General features: G+C 69.6%; 23 protein-coding genes. 8 read left to right on the forward strand and 15 right to left on the reverse strand.

All coding sequences use genetic code 11. From position 1 onward, the window contains the following. Position 1: 1 nt before the first annotated feature. A complete protein-coding gene (locus tag BKN51_RS38470; RefSeq protein ID WP_146044312.1) occupies positions 2-1,456 on the forward strand; it encodes an FAD-binding oxidoreductase in 1,455 nt (484 codons plus the stop codon). Here BKN51_RS38470 and BKN51_RS38475 read toward each other — a convergent pair. From BKN51_RS38475 to BKN51_RS38485, 3 genes are all read right to left on the reverse strand, one after another. Beyond that, entirely contained in the window at positions 1,453-2,898 is a 1,446-nt protein-coding gene (locus BKN51_RS38475) for an aldehyde dehydrogenase family protein (RefSeq protein WP_101612230.1), read from the reverse strand. The genes BKN51_RS38470 and BKN51_RS38475 overlap by 4 nt on opposite strands. Positions 2,899-2,917: 19 nt before the next feature. Continuing rightward, positions 2,918-3,952 (reverse strand): zinc-dependent alcohol dehydrogenase family protein, encoded by a 1,035-nt coding sequence (locus BKN51_RS38480; RefSeq protein ID WP_101612231.1) that lies wholly within the window; start codon positions 3,950-3,952, stop codon positions 2,918-2,920. Between the two features lie 89 nt (positions 3,953-4,041). Continuing rightward, positions 4,042-4,572, reverse strand: coding sequence for a DinB family protein (locus BKN51_RS38485; protein ID WP_101612232.1), 531 nt, complete (start codon positions 4,570-4,572; stop codon positions 4,042-4,044). Between the two features lie 127 nt (positions 4,573-4,699). Between BKN51_RS38485 and guaA the strand changes: the two genes are divergently transcribed. Next, a complete protein-coding gene (guaA, locus tag BKN51_RS38490) occupies positions 4,700-6,256 on the forward strand; it encodes a glutamine-hydrolyzing GMP synthase (RefSeq protein ID WP_101612233.1) in 1,557 nt (518 codons plus the stop codon). A 230-nt stretch (positions 6,257-6,486) separates the two neighbouring features. Here guaA and BKN51_RS38495 read toward each other — a convergent pair whose 3' ends face one another. Together BKN51_RS38495 and BKN51_RS38500 are read right to left on the reverse strand one after the other, a co-directional pair. Further along, complete coding sequence (locus tag BKN51_RS38495) at positions 6,487-6,729, reverse strand: hypothetical protein (RefSeq protein WP_101612234.1); 243 nt, start codon at positions 6,727-6,729, stop codon at positions 6,487-6,489. Beyond that, positions 6,722-7,996 (reverse strand): PspC domain-containing protein, encoded by a 1,275-nt coding sequence (locus BKN51_RS38500; protein WP_101612235.1) that lies wholly within the window; start codon positions 7,994-7,996, stop codon positions 6,722-6,724. The genes BKN51_RS38495 and BKN51_RS38500 overlap by 8 nt, the downstream gene beginning before the upstream one ends. Positions 7,997-8,107: 111 nt before the next feature. Here BKN51_RS38500 and BKN51_RS38505 point away from each other — a divergent pair, with 111 nt between their 5' ends. Genes BKN51_RS38505 through BKN51_RS38515 form a run of 3 tightly spaced genes read left to right on the forward strand, consistent with a single transcriptional unit; the run spans position 8,108 to position 10,547 of the window. Continuing rightward, entirely contained in the window at positions 8,108-9,463 is a 1,356-nt protein-coding gene (locus BKN51_RS38505) for an ATP-binding protein (protein ID WP_101613717.1), read from the forward strand. A gap of 40 nt (positions 9,464-9,503) precedes the next feature. Then, positions 9,504-10,178: a response regulator gene (locus tag BKN51_RS38510; RefSeq protein ID WP_076163075.1), complete on the forward strand. Its 675-nt coding sequence runs from the start codon at positions 9,504-9,506 to the stop codon at positions 10,176-10,178. Then, a complete protein-coding gene (locus BKN51_RS38515; protein ID WP_101612236.1) occupies positions 10,179-10,547 on the forward strand; it encodes a DUF4345 domain-containing protein in 369 nt (122 codons plus the stop codon). An 82-nt stretch (positions 10,548-10,629) separates the two neighbouring features. Here BKN51_RS38515 and BKN51_RS38520 read toward each other — a convergent pair whose 3' ends face one another. Both BKN51_RS38520 and BKN51_RS38525 read right to left on the reverse strand, forming a co-directional pair. Continuing rightward, positions 10,630-10,983 carry a hypothetical protein gene (locus BKN51_RS38520; RefSeq protein WP_101612237.1) on the reverse strand — a complete coding sequence of 118 codons (354 nt, stop codon included), beginning with the start codon at positions 10,981-10,983 and terminating at the stop codon, positions 10,630-10,632. Then, positions 10,980-11,921, reverse strand: coding sequence for a DMT family transporter (locus BKN51_RS38525; RefSeq protein WP_101612238.1), 942 nt, complete (start codon positions 11,919-11,921; stop codon positions 10,980-10,982). The genes BKN51_RS38520 and BKN51_RS38525 overlap by 4 nt, the downstream gene beginning before the upstream one ends. 101 nt (positions 11,922-12,022) lie before the next feature. On the opposite strand from BKN51_RS38525, the gene BKN51_RS38530 reads away from it, so the two are divergent. Both BKN51_RS38530 and BKN51_RS38535 read left to right on the forward strand, forming a co-directional pair. Then, positions 12,023-12,922: a LysR family transcriptional regulator gene (locus BKN51_RS38530; RefSeq protein ID WP_101612239.1), complete on the forward strand. Its 900-nt coding sequence runs from the start codon at positions 12,023-12,025 to the stop codon at positions 12,920-12,922. Positions 12,923-13,036: 114 nt separating this feature from the next. Continuing rightward, complete coding sequence (locus tag BKN51_RS38535) at positions 13,037-13,705, forward strand: alpha/beta hydrolase (RefSeq protein ID WP_101612240.1); 669 nt, start codon at positions 13,037-13,039, stop codon at positions 13,703-13,705. A 1-nt stretch (position 13,706) separates the two neighbouring features. Here BKN51_RS38535 and BKN51_RS38540 read toward each other — a convergent pair whose 3' ends face one another. The 7 genes from BKN51_RS38540 to BKN51_RS38570 all read right to left on the reverse strand — a co-directional run bounded on the left by BKN51_RS38540 (position 13,707) and on the right by BKN51_RS38570 (position 21,071). Further along, positions 13,707-14,792 (reverse strand): serine/threonine-protein kinase, encoded by a 1,086-nt coding sequence (locus BKN51_RS38540; protein ID WP_101612241.1) that lies wholly within the window; start codon positions 14,790-14,792, stop codon positions 13,707-13,709. Positions 14,793-14,805: 13 nt separating this feature from the next. Next, positions 14,806-16,434, reverse strand: coding sequence for a serine/threonine-protein kinase (locus BKN51_RS38545; protein ID WP_101612242.1), 1,629 nt, complete (start codon positions 16,432-16,434; stop codon positions 14,806-14,808). Between the two features lie 219 nt (positions 16,435-16,653). Further along, entirely contained in the window at positions 16,654-17,496 is an 843-nt protein-coding gene (locus tag BKN51_RS38550; RefSeq protein ID WP_101612243.1) for a hypothetical protein, read from the reverse strand. Between the two features lie 255 nt (positions 17,497-17,751). Continuing rightward, complete coding sequence (locus BKN51_RS38555) at positions 17,752-18,996, reverse strand: hypothetical protein (protein ID WP_233223089.1); 1,245 nt, start codon at positions 18,994-18,996, stop codon at positions 17,752-17,754. 338 nt (positions 18,997-19,334) lie between these two features. Then, complete coding sequence (locus tag BKN51_RS38560; RefSeq protein ID WP_101612245.1) at positions 19,335-19,640, reverse strand: hypothetical protein; 306 nt, start codon at positions 19,638-19,640, stop codon at positions 19,335-19,337. Positions 19,641-20,197: 557 nt separating this feature from the next. After that, entirely contained in the window at positions 20,198-20,485 is a 288-nt protein-coding gene (locus tag BKN51_RS38565; protein ID WP_101612246.1) for a chorismate mutase, read from the reverse strand. A gap of 166 nt (positions 20,486-20,651) precedes the next feature. Further along, entirely contained in the window at positions 20,652-21,071 is a 420-nt protein-coding gene (locus tag BKN51_RS38570; RefSeq protein WP_101612247.1) for a DUF1707 SHOCT-like domain-containing protein, read from the reverse strand. A 90-nt stretch (positions 21,072-21,161) separates the two neighbouring features. On the opposite strand from BKN51_RS38570, the gene pcrA reads away from it, so the two are divergent. Next, positions 21,162-23,570: a DNA helicase PcrA gene (pcrA, locus tag BKN51_RS38575; RefSeq protein WP_101612248.1), complete on the forward strand. Its 2,409-nt coding sequence runs from the start codon at positions 21,162-21,164 to the stop codon at positions 23,568-23,570. Positions 23,571-24,236: 666 nt separating this feature from the next. Here the strand turns inward: pcrA and BKN51_RS38580 are convergent. Beyond that, a complete protein-coding gene (locus BKN51_RS38580) occupies positions 24,237-24,923 on the reverse strand; it encodes a M23 family metallopeptidase (protein ID WP_101612249.1) in 687 nt (228 codons plus the stop codon). Between the last annotated feature and the right edge of the window lie 121 nt (positions 24,924-25,044).

Genomic DNA, 25,044 nt, shown 5'->3' on the forward strand with positions numbered 1-25,044 from the left:
TATGAAGTTGGGGCGAAGGAACTTCCTCAAACTCGCCGGCGCGGCCGCGGCGGGGGCGGCCGCGACGGCGTGTTCCGCCGCGCCTCCCGTGCAAGCGCCCACCTCGGCTCCCGGAACCTCGTTGCCGCCGAGTTCCAGTGTCGCGCCGCCGTCCGGTCCGCCGGACTGGGCGGCCTTGCGGAACAAGGTCTCGCTGCTCTTGCCGGGTGATTCCGGCTACGAGAACACCAAACGCGTGTTCAACCCGGCCTTCGACGGCCTCAAGCCCGCCGCGATCGCGAAATGCGCCAAACCGGAAGACGTGCAGGCGGCGATCGAAGCGGCCGCGCGACGCGTGCCGATCGCCGCTCGCAGCGGCGGCCACAGCTACGCCGGGTATTCCGTTCCCGATGGCGGCTTGATGATCGACCTCGGCGGAATGTCCTCAGTGGACGTTCAAGGCGAGCAGGTCGTGATCGGCGCGGGCGCGAAACTCAAGGATGTCTACGCCACACTCGGTGGCGCGGGACGCTGCCTGCCGGCGGGCTCCTGCCCCAGTGTCGGCATCGCCGGGCTGACACTCGGCGGTGGAATCGGTGTCCTCGCCCGCAAATACGGACTCACCTGTGATCACCTGGTCTCCGCGCAGGTCGTCACGGCGGATGGGAAGCTCCGGACGGCATCGGCCGATTCCGAGCTTGAGTTGTTCTGGGCGTTGCGCGGGGGAGGCGGCGGCAACTTCGGTGTCGTCACCTCGTTCACCTTCCGCACCGATCCGTCGCCGTCGGTCGCTTCGGTCTTCTCCCTGCATTTCCCGGCGGGGAGTGCGAACGAGGTCCTCGCCGAGTGGCAGCGATGGCTGCCCGAAGCGCCGCCGGAGTTGTGGGCGAACGTCGTGCTGTCGGGAGGATCTCCGGTCGGTGCGCGGGTTTCCGGCTGCTACGTCGGCGATTCCGCCTCGCTGGCCCGGGAACTCGACAAGCTGACCGGCAAGGTCAAGGGCACGCGGACGGTGAAGCAGCTCGACTATCTCGGTGCCATGAAGTACTTCTCCGGCAGTGAGAATCGTCAGTCCTTTGTGGCCTCATCGCGGATTCTCGGTGAAGCGGTGGATCCCGCGAAGCTGACGTCGATCCTCAACGGCAGGCGAGGAATGGACCTCCTGGTCGACGGTCTCGGCGGAGCGGTCGCCGACATCGCCCCGGACGCCACCGCCTTCTGGCACCGGAAGGCGATCGGCAGCGTGCAGATCTACAGCCAGGCCGACACGCGCAACCGTTCCGTGGCAACGGATTCCGTCGCCGAGGTGGTGACGGGGATCGGGCTGAGCGGGGGCTACGTCAACTACATCGACCCCGCCCTGCCCGACTGGATGACGGCGTACTACGGCGACAACGCCACCCGCCTCAAGCGGGTGGCGAAGACCTACGACCCGGACAAGGTGTTCGGTTTCGCGCAGGCCGTCACCCCGGCCTAGAGATCGATGCCGGTGAAGACGGTGACCCGTTCCTCGGTGAGGTCGTGCATCGCGGCGAGCACGCCTTCCCTGCCGACGCCCGATCCCTTGACGCCGCCGTACGGCATCTGGTCCGCGCGATAGGACGGGACGTCGCCGATGATCACGCCACCGACCTCGAGTTCGGTCGACGCGTAGAAGGCGAGATGCACGTCGCGAGTGAACACTCCGGCCTGCAACCCGTAAGCGGATTCGTTGACCGAAGCGAAAGCCTCGTCGACACCATCCACAATGGACACGGCGAGCACCGGTCCGAAGACCTCCTCGGCCCAGGCCTTTGTGGATGGTGGGACGTCGGTGAGCACGGTCGGCTCCACCGTCGCGCCGTCCCGCTTGCCGCCGGTGAGGATCTTCGCGCCCGCGGCGACGGCCTCGTCGATCCAGGCCACGATCCGCTCCGCGGCGGCCTCGTCGACGACCGGTCCCACGTCGGTGTTCTTGTCGTAAGGGTCACCGGTTCGCTGTTCCCGCACGGCTTCCACCAACGCGGGCACGAACTCTTCGGCGACCTCACGTTCGACGATGACCCGCTGCACGGCGATGCAGGACTGCCCGGCCTGGTAGTTGCCGAAGGTCGCGATGCGGTGCGCGGCGCCTTCGGGATCCGGCCAGTCGCGGAGCACGACGGCGGCCGCGTTGCCGCCGAGTTCGAGCACGACGTGCTTGCGCGGCGCGGCGTCCGCCAGCGACCAGCCGACCGGACCCGAACCGGTGAACGACACCACCGGCAGCCGGGGGTCCGTGACCAGCGCCGAAGTCTCCTCGTTGCCGAGAGGCAGCACCGAGAACGCGCCTTCCGGCAGATCCGTCTCGGCCAGGATCTCGCCGAGGATCAGCGCGGACAAGGGCGTGCGCGGCGCGGGTTTGACGATGATCGGCGCGCCGACCGCGAGCGACGGCGCGACCTTGTGCGCCACCAGGTTCAGCGGGAAGTTGAACGGCGCGATGCCCAGCACCGGGCCGCGCGGGATCCGGCGGGTGAGCGCCAGCCTGCCTTCACCCGCGGGGTCGGTGTCCAGGCGTTGCAGGTCACCGCTGAACCGGCGGGCCTCTTCGGCCGCGATCCGGAAGACCGACACCGCGCGCCGCACCTCGGCGTCGGCCCACTTGAGCGGTTTGCCGTTCTCGGCGGTGATGACCTCGGCGATCTCCTCGGCGCGGCCGGCGAGCACCCGCGAAACGTGGTCGAGCGCCGAAGCGCGGCTGTGCGCCGAGGACCGCCGGAACTCCTTCGCGACGCTCGCCGCCGCGCTCACCGCTCGTTCGACCTGCTCCGGCCCGGGCACCGCGACAGTGGCGACTTCGCTTCCGTCGAACGGGTGGTGCACGGTGAGCGTCGAAGCGCCCTGCTCGGCGCGGCCTGCGATCCAGGCGGGGCGCGGCTCCGGGGTGATCATGTCCATGGATGACAAGGTATTCCAGTCAGGGCTTGACGAGCACCTTGAGCGCTTCGCGGTCCGCCATCGCGCGGTAGCCGTCGGGGACCTCTTCGAGCCCGATGGTCCGGTCGAACACCTTGCCCGGCTGGTACCTGCCCTCGACGACGTCGTCGAGCAGCTCGGGGATGTAGTGGCGGGCGGGGGCGACGCCGCCGGTGACGGTGATGTTGCGGCGGAAGAGCGGCGGCCCGATCGGGCCCTCGTCGTACTGCGGCACGCCGACGCGGCTGATCGTGCCGCCGGGGCGGACCGCGCCGACGCCCATTTCGAAGGCGGGCTTCGTGCCGACGCACTCGAGGACGGTGTGGGTGCCTTCGCCGTTCGTGAGCTCTCGGACCTTCTCGATGCCTTCGTCGCCGCGCTCGGACACGACGTCCGTCGCGCCGAACTCGCGGCCGAGGTCCGTGCGGGCCTGATGGCGGCCCATCAGGATGATGCGCTCGGCGCCGAGGCGTTTCGCGGCGAGGACCGCGGAGAGCCCGACGGCGCCGTCACCGATGACGGTGACCGTCGTGCGCTCGTTCACGCCCGCCTTGGTCGCTGCGTGGTGGCCGGTCGGGAAGACGTCGGACAGGGTGAGGAGTCCCGCGAGCAGGTCGTCGTCCTCGGTGTGCGGCAGTTTCACGAGCGTGCCGTCGGCCTGCGGGACGCGGACGGCCTCGCCCTGGCCGGCGTCGACGCCCTTCGCGCCCCAGAAGCCGCCGTGGACGCACGAGGTGTGGAGGCCTTCGCGGCAGAACCGGCAGGTGTTGTCGGAGTAGACGAAGGGCGCGACGACCAGGTCGCCGGTCTTGAGCGTGGTGACGTCGGAGCCGACGGCCTCGATGACGCCGAGGAACTCGTGCCCGATGCGGACGCCGCGGTCGCGCGCGGGCATGCTGCCGTACGGCCAGAGGTCGCTGCCGCAGATACAGGAGCGGACGACGCGGAGAAGCGCGTCGGTCGGCTCGCTCAGTTTCGGGTCCGGGACGGTCTCGACGCGTACGTCGCCGGCGCCGTAGATGACAGTCGCTCGCAAGACGGGTCCTTTCCTGGGCTCGCCTCAGTATGAGCGCGTCGCGTTTAGCCCGCTAAACGCGACGTGGGCCGGGGAGCGCGTTTAGCGGGCTAAACGCGACGCGCGTAGAGGTCGCGCAGGAGGAGGACCTCGGCGCCGTGGTGGATGGCCTCCCGGTTGATGTGCAGGACCAGGGCCACGAACGGGTATTTGGCGTAGGGGCCTTCGGCCTCGCCGCAGGGGCGCTCAAGATCTTCGGCGGTGAGGCCGCGGACGCCGTTGCGCCAGCGCGCGTAGGCGTCGTCGAGCTGTTCCAGCGCTTCCTTGGCGGAAGCCGCGTACGGGAAGGTCTGGTAGTCGACGGGTTCGGTGCCGAAGTGCGACGCGTTCCGCATCGCGAAGACGCCGATGACGATGTGGGCGAGGCGCCAGGCGATCGTCGTCACCGGCGGCGGTGAGGGCTCCGGGTACGCCCAATCGATCATCAGGCGGCCGTCCTCCTGAGGGCGGATCGACCAGCAGTCCTCGACGGGTTCCCAGAGGTATTCGTCGTCGGTGAGGGTGTCCAGCCGCGGGCGGAAGTGCTGCGTCCAGTGCCACTCGAGCTGTTCGGAGAGTTCCTTGCTCCAGTCGATGCTCATGTCCGCCGACGGTAGGGCCCCTAGCGGTCAACCGCTGTCCTGAATCGTGAGGGGGTTGGCGGCGAGGTGACCCGGCCCACCTGGGACGATGGTGGGGAAGCGTACTGCTCTGATCTGGAGGTTTCAGGTGCCCAGTCCCACCGGTCCGGTAATCGTCGTGGACTTCGGGGCGCAGTACGCGCAGCTGATCGCGCGCCGTGTGCGCGAGGCTCAGGTCTACTCCGAGGTCGTCCCGCACACCGCCACCGCCGAGGACATCCTCGCGAAGGATCCGGCCGCGATTATCCTTTCCGGTGGTCCTTCCAGCGTGTACGCGGAGAACGCCCCCGCCCTCGCCCCCGGGCTGGTCGACGCGGGCGTGCCGATCCTCGGCATCTGCTACGGCCACCAGGTGCTCGCGCAAGCCCTCGGCGGCACCGTCGAGCCGACCGGGATCCGCGAGTTCGGCCGCACCGAGGTCCGCGTCACCGGCGAGGGCGGCGTCCTGCACGCCGGGCTGCCGAACAACCAGCCCGCCTGGATGAGCCACAACGACAGCGTCACCAAGGCCCCCGAGGGCGCCACCGTGACCGCGTCGAGTGACGGTGCCGCCGTCGCCGGGTTCGAAGACGTCGAGCGCCGCTTCGCCGGGGTCCAGTACCACCCCGAGGTGCACCACTCGCCGCACGGACAAGAGGTGCTTCGCCGCTTCCTGCACGACATCGCGGGCATCAGTCCGCAGTGGACGACGTCGTCCATCGTCGACGACCAGGTCAAGCGCATCGCCGACCAGGTCGGTGACGGACGGGCGATCTGCGGGCTTTCCGGCGGCGTCGACTCGGCCGTGGCGGCCGCGCTGGTCCAGCGGGCCATCGGTGACCGGCTGACCTGCGTTTTCGTCGACCACGGCCTGCTTCGCTCCGGTGAGCGCACCCAGGTCGAGCGCGATTTCGTCGCCGCGACCGGGGTCAACCTGGTGACCGTCGACGCGCGCGAGCGGTTCCTCGACGCGCTGGCCGGGGTCACCGACCCCGAAGAGAAGCGCAAGATCATCGGCCGCGAGTTCATCCGCGTGTTCGAGCAGGCCGAGCGCGACCTCAAGGCCGAGGGCGACTACAAGTTCCTGGTCCAGGGCACGCTGTACCCGGACGTCGTCGAGTCCGGCGGCGGCGAGGGCGCGGCGAACATCAAGAGCCACCACAACGTCGGCGGGCTGCCCGACGACCTGCAGTTCGAGCTCGTCGAGCCGCTGCGCCTGCTGTTCAAGGACGAGGTGCGGCGCGTCGGGCTGGAGCTCGGGCTGCCGGAGACGATCGTGCAGCGGCAGCCGTTCCCCGGCCCGGGTCTCGGTATCCGGATCATCGGCGCCGTCGACGCCGAGCGTCTCGAGACGCTGCGCGCGGCCGACGCCATCGCGCGTGAGGAGCTCACTGCGGCCGGGCTGGACGGCGAGATCTGGCAGTGCCCGGTGGTGCTGCTGGCCGACGTCCGCAGTGTCGGCGTCCAGGGCGACGGGCGGACCTACGGGCACCCGATCGTGCTGCGGCCGGTGTCGTCCGAGGACGCGATGACCGCGGACTGGACGCGGCTGCCCTACGAGGTCCTGGAGCGGATCTCGACCCGCATCACCAACGAGGTCGCCGAGGTGAACCGGGTGGTCCTGGACGTCACGTCCAAGCCGCCGGGCACCATCGAGTGGGAGTGACCCGCACCCGTCCCGACTTGCGTTTAGCCCCCTAATCGCGATCTGGCGACCCAGGGCACCTGCGCGACCCGGATCGCGATTAGCCCGCTAAACGCGCTCTGGGTCCCTCAGGTGCCCGAGGCCCATCGGATCGCGATTAGGGGGCTAAAGTCGCGCGGCCCTGGGGGCAAGGCGAAGGCCCCGGCGAGGGGCCGGGGCCTTCGGAGTGGAGTGGATCGTGAGTGCGGCCGCTAGCGGCGGCTCTTGCGCAGCGAAGCGGCGAGAAGCAGGACGCCGACGAAGATCGCGCCGCCCGCCATCACCCAGCGGAAGTCGAACTGCGGGAGCCACGAGGAGCCGTCCGAGAGGACGTAACCCGACACCAGCAGCGTCGCGATCCCGACGATCAGGGTGAAGAGGTCCACCCCGCGCTTCGCGGGCTGAGCCGACTGGGTCTGCGTGCTGTCGTAGTTGTCGTAGTCGTACTCAGCCACGACGCACCTCCACGTTTCCGACACTGTTCTTGACCTGCAGGACGATCTTCTGGCCGTTGGTGCCCGCCGAGGTGAAGTCGACGGCGTCCTCACCGACCCCCGAGCGGGACTGGCCGAGGCAATCGACTTCGCCCGCTCCCGTCTCACAGGTGACCTTCACTTCGGCACCCGTCGGCACGAGCACCGTCGAGTTGCCCGCCCCGTTGGAGACCTTCGTGGTCACCGAGGCCCCCGCGGGCAGCTTGGTCAGGTCGAGGTCGATGTCGCCCGCCGAGTGGCGGTACTCCGGCAGCACATCGGACGCCGCGCTCGGCGTCGCCTTCAGGTCGCCGAGGCCGCCCTTCACGGAGAAGTTGTCGAACGGCACCGTGGTCAGCGCCATCCCGACGATCGCCAGCGGCACCGCCAGCCCGATCAGCCCGCGACCGCCCCGCACGAACGAGCCGGCCACCAGCCCGATGCCGACCACACCCAGGGTGAGTCCGATGACGTGCTGCAGGGTGAACCACGCTTCGCCGTCCAAGCCCAGGACGGTGCCCACGCCGCCGACCAGCACGGCGACCCCGAAGGTCGCAGCGCCGATCTTCGACTTCCGGCCGCGAGGCACCGGCGGAGCCGGAGGCGGCGGAGGGCTCTGCGGCGGCAGACCGCCGGACTGATACGCGTTCGGCAGGTCCCAAGCGGACGGGTCGGCCGCGAGCGGGTCCCAGCCGCCTTCGGTCGCAGCCGAAGCGGAGGTCGCCGTAGACGCGGACGCCATCGAGAACGCGGCGGTCGGCTGAGCCGGGGCGGGCGGCACCGGCCGGTTGAACTGCCCGCGGTTGCGGTGCAGCAAGTACAGCGCGACGGCCATCAGCGCGAAACCGATCAGCCCGGTGCCGTCGGTCAGCCAGCCGCCGCTCAGGGTCCAGGTGAGTCCCGGGAACAGCAGGATCAGCAGCAGCACCGCGAACGCCGGTGAACTCGACGCGCGGCCCCGGCCGATCAGGCCCTCGAACGCGGAAACGCGGTCACCTTCCTGCGGCAGGAACAACCAGCTCAGCAGGTAGATGAAGACACCGAATCCGCCGAACACGGTCGCGGCGACCAGCGCCACCCGGACCACGGTCGGGTCGATGCCGTACCGGTAGCCGATTCCCGCGGCGACACCGGCGAACTTGCGGCCGTGTGCCGGGCGGACCGGCCTGCTCCGCCAGAAATCCTTGACGGTCGCTTCGAAGCCGGCCGCTGGGCCGTGCTTCGGCGTGTGTGTCTCACTCCCACTCATGCCACAAAGAATGCGCTCCGCCCGACCCTCGCCACATCCGGGAAGTCCCCTGAGGTTTCCCCCAGCGGGAAGAGTCAGGGGTTTCCCCGATGGATCGGTTCCGTGCTCCGTGTGACCATGGAGAACGTGCAGGAATCCGCCCCCGACGAGCTCACCGTGCAGGTGAAGCCGATGATCATCGAGCGCCCTCCGGTGCCCGTGCCCGGCAGCCTGTCCCCGGCCCCGTTCGAGCCGCCCAAGATGTATCGCCGCCGCTCCGGCCGCGCCATCGCGGGTGTCGCCGGCGGCCTCGCCGACCACCTCGGCGTCAAGGTGCTCTGGGTCCGGACGGCGTTCGCGCTGCTGGCCGCGCTGAACGGCACCGGCTTGCTCGCGTACGGCCTGCTTTGGGTCTTCGTCCAGCAGCAGAGCGGTGACGTCGAGCCGGAGAAAACCGCGCCGAAGGAGAAGCAGCAGGCTTTCGGCCTGATGGCGCTGGGTGTCGGCCTCGCCGTCGCCAGCGGCACGCTGACCGGCCTGATCAGCGGCTGGGTCGCCATCCCGCTGGCACTGGCCATGATCGGTGCGGCGGTCGTCTGGCGTGAGGCCGACGAGTCGCAGCGCAGGCGCTGGCGTCTCAGCGGGAAGGGCAGTGTCGCCGGGGCGTTCCTCGGCGGCGGGGGCTGGTCGGCCGCGATCCGCGTCGTCGCGGGTGTCGCGCTGGTGATGACCGGGATCGGCGTCGTCGTCCTGCAGAGCGGCAGCATCGACCAGGTCAAGTTCGCGCTGGTCGCGGTGATCGCGACGCTGTTCGGGGTGGCCGTGCTGACCGTCCCGTTCTGGTTGCGCCTGGTCCGTGATCTCTCCGACGAGCGCACCGCCCGCGTCCGCACCGACGAACGCGCCGAGATCGCCGCGCACCTGCACGACTCGGTCCTGCAGACCCTCGCGCTGATCCAGAAGCAGGCGGAATCGCCGCGTGAGGTCGCCAGGCTCGCGCGCGGTCAGGAACGCGAACTGCGTGGCTGGCTGTACGGGCCGACGGGATACGGCAAGAGCCAGAAGACCGAAGAGGAAGCTGTCAGCGGGCAGCTGTCCGAGGTGCTCGCGGCCGCGTGCGGCGAGGTCGAGGACGCGTTCGCGATTTCGGTGCAGCAGGTGGTCGTGGGGGAGGCCACGCTGAACGAGCCGCTGACCGCGCTGGTCCAGGCGGCCCGCGAAGCGATCGTCAACGCCGCCAAGCACGCGGGTGTCGACGAAGTCAGCGTGTACGCCGAGGTCGAGCCGACAGCGGTGACGGTTTTCGTGCGCGACAGGGGCAAGGGGTTCGACCCAGACGTCGTGCCGAGCGACCGCCACGGTCTCGCGGATTCGATCCGCGCCCGGATGGAGCGGCACGGCGGGAAGCTCAAACTGCGTACCGCACCGGGTGAAGGAACCGAGGTCCAGCTGGAGATGCCGGTCAAGGCGGGGAAGGGCGCGGCGTGAGGTCGCTATGCTCACGGGACAGGGCGAGTGAGGGAGCATCGTGACGGAGAACCAGCAGACGCGAGAACCGGTCAAGGTCTTCCTCGTCGACGACCACGCGCTTTTCCGGGCGGGCGTGCGCACCGAGCTGGACTCGATCACCGACGACGTGCGTGTGGTCGGTGAGGCGGGCTCGGTGGCCGAGGCGGTCGCGGGGATCGCCCGGACCAAGCCGCAGGTCGTGCTGCTCGACGTGCACATGCCGGACGGCGGCGGCGCCGAGGTGCTGCGCCGGATCCGCCCGGAACTGCCGGACGTCGTGTTCCTCGCGCTGTCGGTTTCCGACGCCGCGGAGGACGTGATCGCCGTGATCCGGGCCGGGGCCCGGGGTTACGTCACGAAGACGATCTCGTCGAAGGAACTCGTGCGCGCGGTCGTGCGGGTGTCCGACGGTGACGCGGTGTTCTCGCCGCGGCTGGCCGGGTTCGTGCTCGACGCCTTCGCCGACAGGCCGGGTTCCGCGCCGATCAGCGACCCGGACCTGGACCTGCTGACGCCGCGGGAACGCGACGTGCTGCGGCTGCTCGCGCGCGGGTACGCCTACAAGGAGATCGCGTCCGAGCTGTTCATCTCGGTGAAGACCGTCGAGACGCACGTTTCGAGCGTTCTGCGGAAGACGCAGCTTTCGAACCGGTACGAGCTTTCGCGCTGGGCTTCCGACCGGCGCCTCGTCTAGATGGCGCCTGTTCTCATCGGCCTGGTGGCCGTGTTCTTCCTGGGGATGGGGCTGCTCGGGCTCGCCGCGCCAGGGCGGTTGATCCGGCCGTTCGGCATCAAACTGGACTCCGCGACCGCGCGGACCGAGGTGCGGGCGGTCTACGGCGGCTTCGGGGTGGCGATCGCCGTGCTGCTCGGTTTCGCGGCGTTCGACGTCGGCGGGATCCAGCGGGGCGCCGCGATCGCGGTGGCCGTCGCGCTCGCCGGGATGGCCTTCGGGCGGCTGGTCGCCCGGTTCGCGGAGCGGCCCGAGCGGTTCTACCCGAGCTGGCTCTACTTCTGGGTCGAGCTGGTCATGGCCGCCCTGCTCGTCGTCTCGGTCCTCTGACGACGCGTCGCGTTTAGCGGGCTAAACGCGATCCGCCGAGCCCCAGGCCTCACCGCATCGCGATTAGCCCGCTAAACGCAGGTCAGACGGGCCGCCTGAATTCGTGGGTCACTTCGATCTTCCCCACGATGTGCGTGTTGAACTCGGCCAGTTCCTCGGCCGGGACCCAGAGCTCCAGGATGGTCTTCCCGCCGGCCTGCTGGACGGGGTACCGCTGGACGAAGTCCGTCTCGACCTCGAACCGTGTCACGAAGCCCGCGCCGTCGTACCGCACGTTCCAGTCGCGGGCGATCTTGATGGCGTAGTCCTCGTTCAGCACCGGGTAGAAGATCGGCTGCTCCGGCAGGCGCGGCGGCCACTCCCGCCAGCCCGACTCGCGGACGAGGTCGAGCTCGACCGGACCGGTCGGGCGCCACAAGGTCGTGGTCGTCGTCATGGCGCCGTCTCCCCGGCGATCGCCATCGGCCGCTCCACCACCGGGGCGGCAGCAAAGGTCCCCCGCTCCTTCGGGCGGAGCCGGGTCAGCGCGACGCCGCCCAGCACGACGACCATCCCGGCGATCACCCGGAAGTTCAGCGGCTCGGCCAGGAACACCGCCCCCAGCAGCACCGAAACCACCGGCAGCAGGTACCCGACGATCGACGCCGCGACGGCGCCCTCACTCGCGAGGAGCTGGTAGTTCAGCGCGAACGCGATCCCGGTCGACCCGATCCCCAGGATCACCACCGCGACGATCGCGCCGGTGCTCAGGTGCACCGGCGAGAAACCGCCCATCGGCATCGCCAGCAGCAGGAACCCGGTCGCGACCAGCATCTGCCCGCCGGCCAGCGACAGCGGCGAGTCTCCGGTGCCGGTCAGGTACTTGCCCTCGTAGACGAACGCGAATCCGTAGCTCGCGGCCGCCGCGAGGCAGGCCAGCGCGCCCCAGCTGAGCAGCCCGGAGGCCTCCCACGGCGCGAAGATCAGCAGGATCCCGGCGAGCCCGACGACCAGTCCGGCGACGCGGAGCGCGGTCATCTTCGTGCGCGTGCCCAGCATCGGCGCGGCCAGCAGCACCCAGAGCGGCGTCGTCGAGTTCAGCACCCCGGTGATCCCGGAGTCGACGGTCAGCTCACCCCACGCGAACAGCAGGAACGGCAGCGCGTTGTGGAAGAACGCCGCGACGGTCAGATGTCCCCAGATCCGCCGCCCCGACGGCAGCCTGTCGCGCCCGAGGTAGCAGAGCCCGATCAGCACCGCCGCGCCGAGCGCCACCCGCGCCAGCACCAGCTGCACCGGCGAGAACGCGCCCAGCCCCAGTTTGATCCAGAAGAAACTCGATCCCCACATGAGCGCCAGCGCGCCGATCCGCAGCAGGGTCTTCGTCTCGCCCACCCGGTCCTCCTTAAGTGCCTGGCTCAGCTTCACCGCGCCGACGCGTAAGGACAAGCGAAAATAACTGCAGGGAGCCTTAAGAAGAACTGTAAGATCGGACCATGCTGGACGTCCGCCGCATGCAGGTCCTCCGAGCCGTGATCAGCAGCGGTTCGATCACCGCCGCCGCCAGGAACCTTGGCTACACACCTTCCGCGATCAGCCAGCAATTGTCCACCCTGGAAAGGGAAGCCGGCGTCGAACTGCTCGAACGCGTCGGGCGCGGCGTGCGCCCGACGCCCGCCGGTTCGCTGCTGTCCGAGCACGCGGAAACGCTGAGCACCCAGCTCGCGAAGGCCGAGGCCGCGCTCACCGAACTCAAGGAAGGCCGCACCGGCAGGCTCGCGATCCGCTACTTCGCCACGGCCGGCGCCTCCCTGGTGCCCTTGGCCGTCGCCGCGCTGCGCCGGGACTTCCCGGGTGTCCGCCTCGACCTCAAACTGGTCGAGCCCGACGATTCGATGCCCGACATCGAGTCCGGCAAGGCCGACGTCGCGATGATCGTGCTCCCCACCAGCACTCCCCGCGTCAAGGGCGTCGAGTACATCCACCTCCTCGACGACCCGTACCGCGCGATCCTGCCGAAGAACCACCGGCTCGCCCGCAAGCGCGTCCTCGACCTCGGCGAGCTCGCGGAGGATCCGTGGGTCGGTGTCGACGGTCTTCCCGGCGCTTGCCGCGACATCCTGCTCGATGCCTGTGGCGCGGCGGGATTCGCTCCGAACCATGTCGTCGAATCCGAGGATTACCAGACGGCACAAGGGTTCGTGGCCGCCGGGCTCGGGGTCGCGCTGATCCCGGAACTCGGTCTCGGCGCCCCGCATCCCGGTGTCGCCATCCGCAAGGTCCGCCGCCCCGATCCGGTGCGCTCCATCCACGCGGCCGTCGCCGCGCACGCCAGGGAACATCCCGCGGTGCAAAGGTTCCTCAGCGCGATCCGCGAAGCGGCGAAAGCCGCCTGACCGGATAGACAACCGGGATCAGATGGGCACGAAAACCGGCTGAGCTTGAACAGCCGGGCCGGCGGTCGACAGCCTGGCAAGGAAGTCACGAACTCCGCCGGCGAAAGGACCCCCGTGCGTCCCCTGATCATCCTGCACGGCTCTTGGCACCAGCCCGCCCATTTCGACGACGTCGCCGAGCGTCTGCGACAGGAAGGCGCCGAGGTCACCGTCCCCGACATCGGCGCGCGCCCGGTCGCCGAATCCACCCGGATCGTCCAGGAAATCGTCGACAAGGCGGCCGAACCGCCGGTGGTGCTCGGGCACTCCTACGGTGGAGTGATCGCCAGCGGGCTCCAGGGGATCGCCCACCTGATCCTCCTGGCCGCGATCGTCAGCGAACCGGGTGAGACCGCTCAGTACTGGATCGAGCGGGTCAAAGAGGAAACCGGCCGCGAACCGGAGTCACTGCCCCTGACCTTCGACGACGCGGGGATGACCCACCTCGATCTCGACGCCGTCCGTGAGGCGCTGTACGCCGACTGCTCGGACGCCGTCGCCGAGCGGGCCACGGCCCTGCTGCGCCCGGAGCCCGTCTCGATCTTCACCGAATCGCCGATCGGGGCGGCCTGGAAGAACACTCCGAACACCTACATCACCTGTTCCGAAGACCGGGCGCTGGCACCGGAAATGGTCGCCCACTTCGCCGCCCGGTGCGAAACGCAGGTGACCTGGCGGGCGAGCCACAGCCCGTTCCTCAGCCGTCCCGTCGAACTGGTGACGCTGGTTCTCGAGCGGCTCTAGCTTAAATCAGGAACAGTTCCGCGAACAGCACACCGAGGAGGATCGCCGCCACGACGGCACCCGCCGTGATCAGCCACTTGCGGGTGTCGGGCGATTTCGCCGCGGCCGGCGCCGCCGCGGGAGCGTACTGCTGCGGCGGCGGTGCCGGTGGCACGTACTGCTGCGGCTGTTGCGGCGGCTGATACTGCTGCGGCTGGTGCTGGGGGAACTGCGGAACCGGCGGCGGCTGCTGCTGAGGTGCCTGCTGTTGAGGTGCCTGGTGCATCGGGAACGGCATCGAGGCGGGCATCGTCGGCATGGCGGGCGCCGTCGGCGGGATGAACGCCGTCTGCCGCCCCTCGGTGATCGCGCCCAGCGAGCGGACGGTGTCGGCCATCGTCGGCCGCACGTCCGGCTCGGCCCGCAACATCTTGCGCAGCGCACCGGCCAGCGGACCGGCGGTCTGCGGCGGCCGTTCCGAAGACTCGCCGTCCTCGCCGAACGGCGGCACACCCTCGACGGCCGTGTACAGCGTCGCACCCAGCGAGAACACGTCGGACGCCGAAGTCGCCGGTTCGCCGCGCGCCACCTCGGGCGCCCGGTACGCGGGACTCGCGCCGCCACCGGTGATGCCGATGTCGGTGAGCTTCACGCCGCCGTCGTCGGCCAGCAGGATCGTGCCCGGCTCGACGGTCCGGTGCACCACCCCGGCCTCGTGCATCGCGGCCAGCGCGCGGCCGAGCATGATGCCCAACGCGGCGGCCTGCTCCGCGGTCAGCCTGCCGTGCTCGGCCAGGAAGGTCGACATCCCGCGCGACGGGATGTACTCCATCACCAGCCACACGTCCGGACCGTCGGGCAGCACGTCGTACACCTTGATCGCGGTGGCGTGCTCGAACTTGGCCGCGTCCTTGCCCTCTTGGACGACGACGGCTTTGGCCTGTTCCGCCCGGTCCGTCGGAAGGCCGACGGGCAGGTACATGCGCTTCATCGCGACCGTGCGAAGCAGGCGTGTGTCGAACGCCAGCCACACGATGCCCGCCCGGCCACGCCCGATGGGCTGGTCCAGGCGGTATCGGCCGCCGACGATGGAACCTTCAGAACTCAATTGCTGCCTCGGATCATGCTCCGCCGGGGTCGCCCGTTTGGCTGGTCGGGGTCGTCGGCGTAGTCGGCGTGGTCGGTGTCGTCGGAGTCGGCGTCTTTGTCGGAGTCCTCGAAGGAGTCTTCGTCTGGGACGGAGGGTCTGGCTCCTGCGGCTGGGTCGCCTTGGTCGAAGTCTTCTTCGACGAGCTCGCCGTCTCCTTGGGCGGCTCGGCCGACTGCGTCTCCGACGGCGATTCCGTCGTCTCGGGAGCCGAGGACGTCGCCGACGGGGTCGGCTTCGTCGAGGAGTTCCCCACCTGCGCGGGCGTCTCCGGGTTGTTCGGGCTCAGCAGCCAGAAGCCCAGCGCGGCCAGCGCCACGACCACGACACCGCCGATGATCGCGGGCTTCTTCCACGCGCCCGGCTTCTCGTCGTCGTCCTCGTCCACCGGGCTGGTCTTCGCCCGGGTGGGAGGCGGCGGCGGAGGCGGAGGCGGGCTGTCGTAGTCGTCGTCGTAGGGATCGTCGACGTAGTCACCCGCGGGGATCGGGACGGCGCGCGTGGGCGTCGGGCCGCCGGGGTGACCGCGTTCGGACAGCAGAGCCGTCTCGTCGTAGTTGTCGTACCCGTCGTAGTCGTCTTCCGGGTATCTCGACGCGGCAGGCTGGTGGTAGTCGTCTTCGTCGTAGTACGAACCCGCCGCGGCCTGTTCGTCGAGGAGCGAGCCCGAGTGCCCGGCCGATTCGCTGTCGAGCGCCTGGGTCACGCCCGCGCCCGCGAGCGCGCCCGCGACCGGGGCGGCGAGCAGGGTCTCGTCCGCGGGACCGCCCAGCGGCGTTTCACCCCGCGCGACAGCGGCGAGGAGCTCCTCGCACTCTTCGGCGGTGGGACGGTGCCGGATCTCCGGGTGCAGCAGCACGGCCAGCACGCTCGCGAGCGGGCCGGACTGGCGCGGCGGGATGATCTGCCCGGCCGCGACCGCGTGCAGCAGGCTCAGCGTGTTCTCGCTGAGGCCGAACGGCGGCTGGCCCTCGCAGGCCGCGTAGAGCGTCGAGCCGAGCGAGAAGACATCGGACTCCGGGCCGGGGTCGCCACCGATGGCCACCTCGGGCGCCAGGTAGGCGGGGGTTCCGGCGATCATCCCGGTCTTCGTGACCGTGACGTCGTCCTTGGCCCGCGAGATGCCGAAGTCGGTGATCTTCACGGTGCCGTTGGGTGCCAGCAGGATGTTGCCGGGCTTGATGTCCCGGTGCACGATGCCGACCGCGTGCGCCTCGGTCAGCGCCGCCGCGACCTGCGCGCCGATCCTGGCCACCTCGATCGGTGGCAGCGTCCGGTGCTCCTGCAGCTCCTGGGCGAGGCTGGTGGAGTTCAGGTATTCCATGATCAGGCACGGCTGACCGTTGTCGTCGGTGACCACGTCGAACACCGAGATGGCGTTCGGATGGTGCAGCCTGGCGGCGATCCGGCCCTCGCGCATCGTGCGCTGGCGGGCGTCTTCGGCGTCGTGAGCCTCGAGGCCGGGTTGCAGCAGCAACTGCTTGATCGCCACCGTGCGGCCGAGTACCTCGTCGTGCGCTTGCCAGACGGCACCCATCGCGCCCGTGCCGATCCGCCCGGCGATGCGATATCGACCGGCGACCAGGCGACCCTCGTCGCTCACGCGACCTCCCTTTGGGCTCCGTCTTCACGTCGCGGAGTGGTCCGCGCACGCGGTGCGGCCTTCAGCACGCCACAGCGTTGGAGCGTATGCACATGTAGTGGTCTGTGTGCCGGCTTTTCCGAGACCGACTCGTGACAAGGCTAGGCGCTCACTCTGCGCACACACACGCGGTACGCTCTGATCGCCCTGGGTAGAGGGCTGTTCAACGCCGGGTATTCGTCACATGTGCTGCGCGGACAGCAGCCGGGCGTCGGTGATCAGGCCCGTCGTCTCGTCGGCGAATTCGAGCACCTGGGTGACCCGCAACAGGCCGCCGTCCGGATTGCGCATGGTCACCACGGCGAGGATCGTGCCGTCGGCCTGTTCACGGAGATCCTGGATCTGGATGGCGTCCATCGCGCTCCACCCCTGGATCAGCCTGCCCGCTTCGGACTCGGCCAGCACCGGCGTGAGCAGCGACATCGCGCCGTAGGGATCCGCGTCGATGGTCTGGTAGAACTTCCGGACCGCGTCGAGCTTGCCCTCGGCCGTGCTGACCGCGGCCGGCTTGGCGGCAGGCTGCGAACTGGTGCTGCTGGACGCCGAACCTCGCCGAGGGACCGAACCCTGGCCGGTGCCCGAGGACGGCTGGGCCGTCGTGCTGGTGCCCGCGGGAGTCGGTGTCTCCTGCTTGCGCTGCGATTCGGAAGCGTCCGGGACGGCGAGCCCGCCGAGCGCGGCGGCTCCGCTCATCACCTCGGGTGCGGCGGCGCCCGGTGCCGGGTTCTGCCGCTGGGTGCCCGCGAGGACTCCCGCGGTGACGACGGCGCCCGCGACCAGCAGCCCGGCGGCGACCAGGCCGGCCAGCTTGGCCCGCCGGGCCGTGCGGCTTTCCGGCTCTTCTTCGGGCTCGGGTCGCGGAGACGGCTCTTCGCGAGAGCGGGAAGGAACGAACTTCTGCGGCTCCCGGAAGACCTGCTCGAGGTACTCGCGGTCGACGCGGGTGTCGTTCAGGATCTCTTCCGGGATGACGTCCTCGACACGTACGGCGTCCTCACGCCGTATGCGCTGTCGATCAAGCACGAAATTCCTCGCTCTGGGTCCGGGGCAGGCGCTAGGCCGTTCGGCCGACGCCTTTGGTCCGCGCGGCCGTCTTCTGAACGGTGCGGACCCTGCAGTCGCCAGGTAACCCTGTCGAGACGGTCCGCGGCCAGGCTCTATCGCCGGAATGCCGTCGCGATACGACGAACGGCAGCTTAGGTCACCCACCCGGACCAGGGACAACCGCTCGCCGCACCGCACGTGCAGAGGAACAGGACACTTGCACGTGCGTGGCACCTACATGCCGTCGTCGACGATCTTGTCGTCGTCACCGAAGGTCAGCGTGCGCTGCTCCATGGTCTTCGTGCCGTCTTTGTGAGTGACTTCGACGGTGTTGACCGTGACCCCGCGGCGCTGGTCGATGCTGACCTTCTTCACCTCGAAGTAGGCGACGTCGGCGTAGCGCTCACGGAGGCCCTGCGCACCTTCTTCGCGCAGGCCGCCGGAGGTCACCGCGGCGGCTTCGTTCGGGTTCGTGGTGACGGAGTTGAGGAAGACCTCGGTGTTGTCGCCCATTGCCTGCGCGTCCGGCTGCGACGCATACCAGGGGGAGGTCGTGGTGGTGCGGTCGGCGGGCATGATCGGCGGCTTCTGCGGCCGGTCGCTCGACGACGGCGCGGGCCGCCCGGTCGTGGCCGGTCCGCCCGCGTCGGGCCGCGACCCGCCGTCGCCGGTGGCGTCGTCGTCCGTGGAGGTGCCGGAGTTGGCGGAACTGCGGTCGTCCTGGGAGGAGGAGTCGGTCGCGGAACCGGACGGGTTGCCCGCCGCGCCACCCTGCGGCGGCGTGGCAGGGTCGCCGTTGCCGGCGAGACCTTCGTTGGTCAGCGGGCTGCCGCCGCGGTAGCCGGGCCAGCCGCCTTGGCTCTGCTGTTCCGGGGCGGGCTTGCCGACCAGGAACGAACCGGCGAAGAGGAGGCCGACGACGACCAGCGCGGACGCGGCCGCGGCGAACCAGGCGGCCTTGCGCCAGGTCTTCGGCGGGGTCACCGAAGCGGGCACCGATCCGAGGTCGAAGGTGCTCAGGCCGTCGAGGGGAGGGGCTACATAGACGCGGACGTCGTCGTCACCTTCGTCGATCTCCACCGGTTCGGGACGGCGGGGAGCGGGCGCGGTCAGTGTCACCTTCGTGCGCTGGGCCGCCTTCACGCGCCGTTCTTCGGCGGGGGACAGCACGGGTTCGGTGAACGAGACCTCGACGCGGGCCGGGCGTTCCACGGGCACCTCGCGAGCGGGCTGGGGGAGCGGCAGCAGGCCGCTCGTTGGGGCATAGCCGGGGCTCGGTGCCCTCCTGTTCCGCGGTGGCGGCAGGGGCAGGGAACCGGTGGAGGGCGGGGCGAACTCGCTGTGCGCGTGATGCCCGTGCCCGGTCGGGCGCTGCCGCCGGGGCGGCACGGGTGGTGTCCAGCTTTCAGTGCCGCCCGCCCGGTGACGACCCGCGTGCGCGGCGCCGTCCCGTTCCTGGTGTCCCACCCTGCCGTTCATGTCCGAGCGACCCCCTCATGGGCCACCCCTGACGGCGATGTGACACCGATTAAGCCGAACGGAGCAGCGGTTTCACGGGATCCCTCGCTTGCAGACTCCCGGGCACTCTCGTGAGCAAATGCACGCGCATGCGACTGTGGACGCGCGGGGCCGATGCCCCCGCGCGCCATTCGGGCATCGCCCGACCCAGACGCAAGGGTCCTCACGGGATCCACACTAAAAGCTCGACACCCGCAAGTCTTCACCCGCTCTGCAAGTTGCAGATGTTTCACTCGGTCGGGCGCGGCCGAACGGGCCTCGGTGACGTTACGCAGTGCTATCCGTGCTGGTGAAGCCGTTCAGTTGCCGCTGCGGTACTTCTGCTGGGTCGATTGCAAGGCTTTGGTGGCGGTGATTCCGCTACCCGCTGCAAGCAAAATGGCGATGATGTCGAGCGGCGTTCCCCCACTAGTGAGCAACCACGCGAACAAAGAGGCCGCGGTGGTACCCGCTGCGATCGGCCAGCGCGATTTGACGTACTGGGCGATAGGGGTGCCGCCCGCGCGCTTACCCGCCGCGTTGTTCAGCATGGCGAGGTAACCGAGATGGCCCAATGCCGCGAGGACACCGGCGATCGCGATGATCACGGCGATGAGGTTAATCATGTGTCCAGTTTGCCTGGTCCCGAGCCGTCATGGCTCGGGGAACACCCTGAGTTTCGCCTCACTGCACGCAATCGTGACGCGGGCGCGGGGTGGCCGTTCGCGTTTAGCGGGCTAAACGCGAACCGGCGGCGGGGAGAGCAGGGGACCTTTGCTGTCGCCTACCGCCCGAGCCTGCCCCGCGCGACCGAGCCGGTACGTCCGTGTGACTGGGCCCCTGGCCCGAAACGCCACTCACGACCGACCTGACCCCATTCGGTACCGGCGCCGTGGTCGCCCTGAAGTACGTGAAGGCCCTTCACCGCGTCGAGCGCCAGGGTTGTGGCGAAGTTGGCCGGGGGCTGGGGGTCGTGAGCGGTAAAGGTCGTTCTAACGCTCTTTATCACTCACGACCCCCGTGCGGACTCTGGTGCGGGTGGGGCGAAAGCGGGGATCGCAAAGTGGTGAAGGCCCCCTTCACTACCGTCAAGGTAGGCAAGGGGCCCTTCGCGGTCCGGCCCCATGGCGCCAACCCGAAACGCGACCTGGTGACCACCACGAGCCCCGAAGCCTGCTGTCGCCTACCGTCCGAGCCTGCCCCGGCCCAGGTTCAACAGGGCCATCGCCAGCTGGCGTCCTTCCGGCCCGAGCTCGCGGTAGCGCGCCAGCACGTCCATCTCGCGGTTGTAGACGATCTTGGTGCCCCCCGCGGCCATCCTGGTCGCGCCGATCGTCTTGGAGACCTCGACGCGGCGCTTGACCAGCCGCAGGATCTCGCCGTCGAGCCAGTCGATCTCCTTGCGGAGCTCACCGATCTCCTCGGCCGACGCGATCGGGCCTTCGGCGTCCGGCTTCTGTGTGGTGTTCATCGGGACCTCTCTTCGGTCCGGATTCCCTGCTGGCCCCCGGAACAGCGAAAGCCCCGAGGTCCGAGGACTCCGGGGCTTCGGGTGATGGCAATCAGGCACTATGCGATCACGGGAGCCGGAGTCCGGGTCCCGTAAAAAAATCGCGTCGCGTGCCGCATACCGATCATTATGCCACAGCGACGCCGTCACCCCGGCCGAAATCACATCGCGCTCCGCGGACGCGGGCGTGTACCAGGACGCTCATGGCCAGCCAGAACATCGGCATCGCGGGCCAGAAGAACGGCACCCCCGAAACCGTCCAGCGGACGATCAGCAGCACCGAGAGCGCGACGGCGACCGCGAGGTGGATCCGCACCGCCCGATGCCCGAAGACGACCGCGCGCCGCTTCGGCACGGGTTTCGGCAGATCCGAGGTGAGCGCGGCCAGTTCGTCCGTGTACTTGGTGGAATACACAGTGCCTAGCCGGTCTTCTACTTCTTCGAGGCTGAGACGGCCTTCGCCGCCGGCGGCCTGGATGAGCGAGGCGACCCGCTCGCGGTCGGCGTCGGCGGCCCGGAGCCGGGAGGGAATTCCGTTGGTGTCCATGGCATCCGATCCTCCGCCGCGAACACCGCCCGCGCGTCGGACGGCAGGCGGCAACGGCGCCTACGCCCGGCGCTGTAGCGTGGACCGGCGATGAACACCCTCTTCGATCTCCCAGCGGACGGCCCGGCCAAGTCCCGGCACTCCGACCTGCTCGACGACCTGAACCCGGCGCAGCGCGAGGCCGTGACCCACGCGGGCTCACCGCTGCTGGTCGTGGCGGGCGCGGGTTCGGGCAAGACCCGGGTGCTGACCAGGCGGATCGCGTATCTGCTGGCCGAGCGGCACGTGCACCCCGGCCAGATCATGGCGATCACGTTCACCAACAAGGCGGCCGCGGAGATGCGGGAGCGGGTGAGCGACCTCGTCGGCCGCCGCGCGAACGCGATGTGGGTGTCGACGTTCCACTCCATGTGCGTGCGGATCCTGCGCCGTGAGGCCAAAACGCTGGAGATGTCGTCGAGTTTCTCCATCTACGACTCGGACGACACGAAGCGGCTCATCACGCTCGTCGCCCGCGATCTCGACATCGATCCGAAGAAGTACGCGGCGCGCACGCTGGCCGTGAACATCTCGAACCTCAAGAACGAACTGATCGACCCGGACACGGCGGTCGCCGACGCGGGCAACGACCTCGAGCGCCGCGTCGCCGAGGTCTACGTCGAGTACCAGCGACGGCTCAACCAGGCCAACGCGTTCGACTTCGACGACCTCATCATGCGGACGGTCGAACTCCTGCAGACCTTCCCGGACGTCGCCGAGTACTACCGGCGGCGGTTCCGGCACGTGCTGGTCGACGAGTACCAGGACACGAACCACGCGCAGTACACGCTGATCCGCGAACTGGTCGGCACCGAGGAGAACGAGGCCGGGCTCGAGCCCGCCGAACTGTGCGTCGTGGGTGACGCGGACCAGTCGATCTACGCCTTCCGCGGCGCGACCATCCGCAACATCGAGGAATTCGAACGCGACTTCCCGAACGCGCGGACCGTGTTGCTGGAACAGAACTACCGCTCGACCCAGACGATCCTGAACGCGGCGAACGCGGTCATCGCGCGCAACCCGAACAGGCGCGCGAAGCGGCTGTGGACCGATTCCGGCGACGGCGAGAAGATCGTCGGCTACGTCGCGGACAACGAGCACGACGAAGCGGCGTTCGTCGCGGGCGAGATCGACGCGCTGGCGGACAAGGGCGAGGCGGACTACTCCGACGTCGCGGTCTTCTACCGCACCAACAACCAGTCGCGGGTCTTCGAGGAGATCTTCATCCGCCTCGGCCTGCCTTACAAGGTCGTCGGCGGCGTGCGGTTCTACGAACGGCGCGAGGTCCGGGACATGCTCGCGTATCTGCGGGTGCTGGCGAACCCGGAGGACACGGTGAGCCTGCGCCGCGTCCTCAACGTCCCCAAACGCGGCATCGGCGACCGCGCCGAAGCGGTCATCGCGACGTACGCCGAGCGGGAGCGCATCTCGTTCGCGCAGGCGTTGCGCGGTGCCGTCAACGGCGAGGTGCCGCTGCTGAACCCGCGCTCCGCCAAGGCGATCACCGGTTTCGTCGAGCTGCTGGACGAACTGGGCGAGGTCGCCGAGAGCGGCGCCGAGGTCGCCGACATCCTCGAAGCGGTCCTGGAACGCACTGGCTACCGCGCGGAACTCGAGGAGTCCGAAGACCCGCAGGACGCGTCGCGGGTGGAGAACCTGACGGAACTCGTCACCGTCGCGCGGGAGTTCACCGAATTCACCGCCGAGGTCGCCGGTCCGGACGGCGAACTGCCCGAGGCGGACCCCGGAGTGCCGGAACCGGGCTCGCTGCCCGCGTTCCTGGAGCGGGTTTCGCTGGTGGCGGACGCGGACTCGATTCCCGCGGCCGACGGCGGCGAGGACGGCGACGGGCACGACGCGGGCGTGGTCACGCTGATGACCGTGCACACCGCGAAGGGCCTCGAGTACCCGGTCGTCTTCGGCACGGGCTGGGAAGACGGGATCTTCCCGCACATGCGCGCGCTCGGTGACCCGACCGAATTGGCCGAGGAACGACGGCTCGCCTACGTCGCGATCACGCGCGCCAGGAAGCGGCTGTACGTCTCCCGTTCGATGGTGCGCTCCGCCTGGGGCCAGCCGCAGATGAACCCGGCTTCGCGGTTCCTCGACGAGCTTCCCGCCGACCTGGTCGATTGGCGCAGGCTCGCACCGTCGTCGTCCTCCGGCGGTTTCGGTTCGTCGGGTGGCTCGCCGCGCGCCGCGACGACGTGGGGAAGCCGTGGCGGCGGCTCCGCGTCGCCGTCGAGGTCGGCGGGCACGAGCCCGTTCGGCAAGGGCTGGAAGGACACCGTCGCGCTCAAGCTCGACGTCGGCGACAGGGTCAGCCACGACAAGTACGGCCTCGGGACCGTCATCGCCTGCGACGGCGCCGGACCCCGGGCCACCGCGACGATCGACTTCGGTGCCGCCGGCAAGGTCCGGCTGATGCTCATCGGCAGCGTCCCGATGGTCAAACTGTAGCGCTGACCTGCGGTTTCTTCGCCGCGCCCGAAAACTGTCGGACCCTTCCCGTATACCTGTGCCATCGAACACGAGTTCGATGCGCTGGGGTATGCTGGGCAAGCCGGTGTGCCCCCCGGAACGGGGAGGGGGCACACGATGTGGTCGGGGTCTTGTTTGGTTTTTTCTCCAGTGGGGTACTGGAGTACTTGCGGGGTGTTGAAAAAGGGGCGGGGCCGGATCGGGGTCCGGAACCGCCGGAAGTGCTCAGGCTGGTCGCGGCCTGGCGCGCGTTACCGCGGACGCACGAACCGGTCGGGGCCGGACGGTGTGTCGGATCCGGGCACGCGCGGCGATGGTCGTTCGGGCCGCGATCAGCCGGGTACCGGCCTTCTTCCCACGGGTTCTTCGCTGGATGGCGGCCGATCGAACGGCGCCCGGCGGGACTCTGCGCGGGGTGGCAGGTCGCCGTGGGGCACTTCGCCCGAAAACTGTCCGATGGCGTCACATGGGCCCGTTGAGGGCCCGGAAAGCCGGACGTGCTCCGAACCAGAGAACCTGCGACGCTCCCTTGTGCCCGAAACGGGGGGAGCGGAGGTCCTGAAGGCGCGCCAGGGCTTCGTTGCCCGGCGCGCCGGTGCTTCCGGCGGTACTGGCCGGGATGCGAAAAGCGGGAAAGAGGCTCGGTCAGCCGACGCTGACGCCACGGGCGGCGAGCCACGGGCGCGGGTCGATCTTCTTGGAGCCGTTCTGCCACACCTCGAAGTGCAGGTGCGGGCCGGTGCTCTGGCCACGGTTGCCGACCTCGGCGATCTCCTCGCCGCACTTGACCTTCTGGCCTTCGCGGACGGAGAAGGAGTTCATGTGGCCGTAGACGTGAACGGTGCCGTCGGAGAGCTGGACCTTGACCCAGAGGCCGAAACCGCTGGCCGGGCCGGCCTCGATGACCGTGCCGTCGGAGGCCGCGACGATCGGGGTGCCGATCGGGGCCGCGAGGTCGATGCCGAGGTGGCTCGTGCCCCACCGGGCGCCGAAGCCCGAGGTGAAGGTGCCCTTGGTCGGCATGCAGGTCTTGGGGCGCTTGGCCTCTTCTTCGGCCTTGCGGGCCGCTTCGGCCTCACGCTTCACGCGGGCCTGGGTGATGCTGTTGTTGTCCGAGAGCTTCTGGGCCTCGGCGGAGGCGTTCGCCGACTGGCTGGTCGGCAGCAGCTCGGGGGCGCCGCCACCGGCTCCACCGCCGAGGGCGAACGAGGCGCTCGCGTCCTGCGCGCTGGCCAGCGGCGTGACGGCGGCGTCGGAGGATTCCGAAACGGACTTCAGGGTCTGCCCGGCAGCGGCGGCCGCGAAGGCGCCGGCAGCGACGGCTGCGACCACGACACGGCCGCGAAGGGCCGAGGACGGGGGCGACAGTCGGTGCGAGCCCCGGACGCGAACGACCGCACCATCGAGTGCGTTCTCGAGCGCCGGGGAAGGAGCTTGGCCGCCGGGGGAGCGG

The sequence above is a fragment of the Amycolatopsis sp. BJA-103 genome (genome assembly GCF_002849735.1).
GTDB lineage: Bacteria > Actinomycetota > Actinomycetes > Mycobacteriales > Pseudonocardiaceae > Amycolatopsis.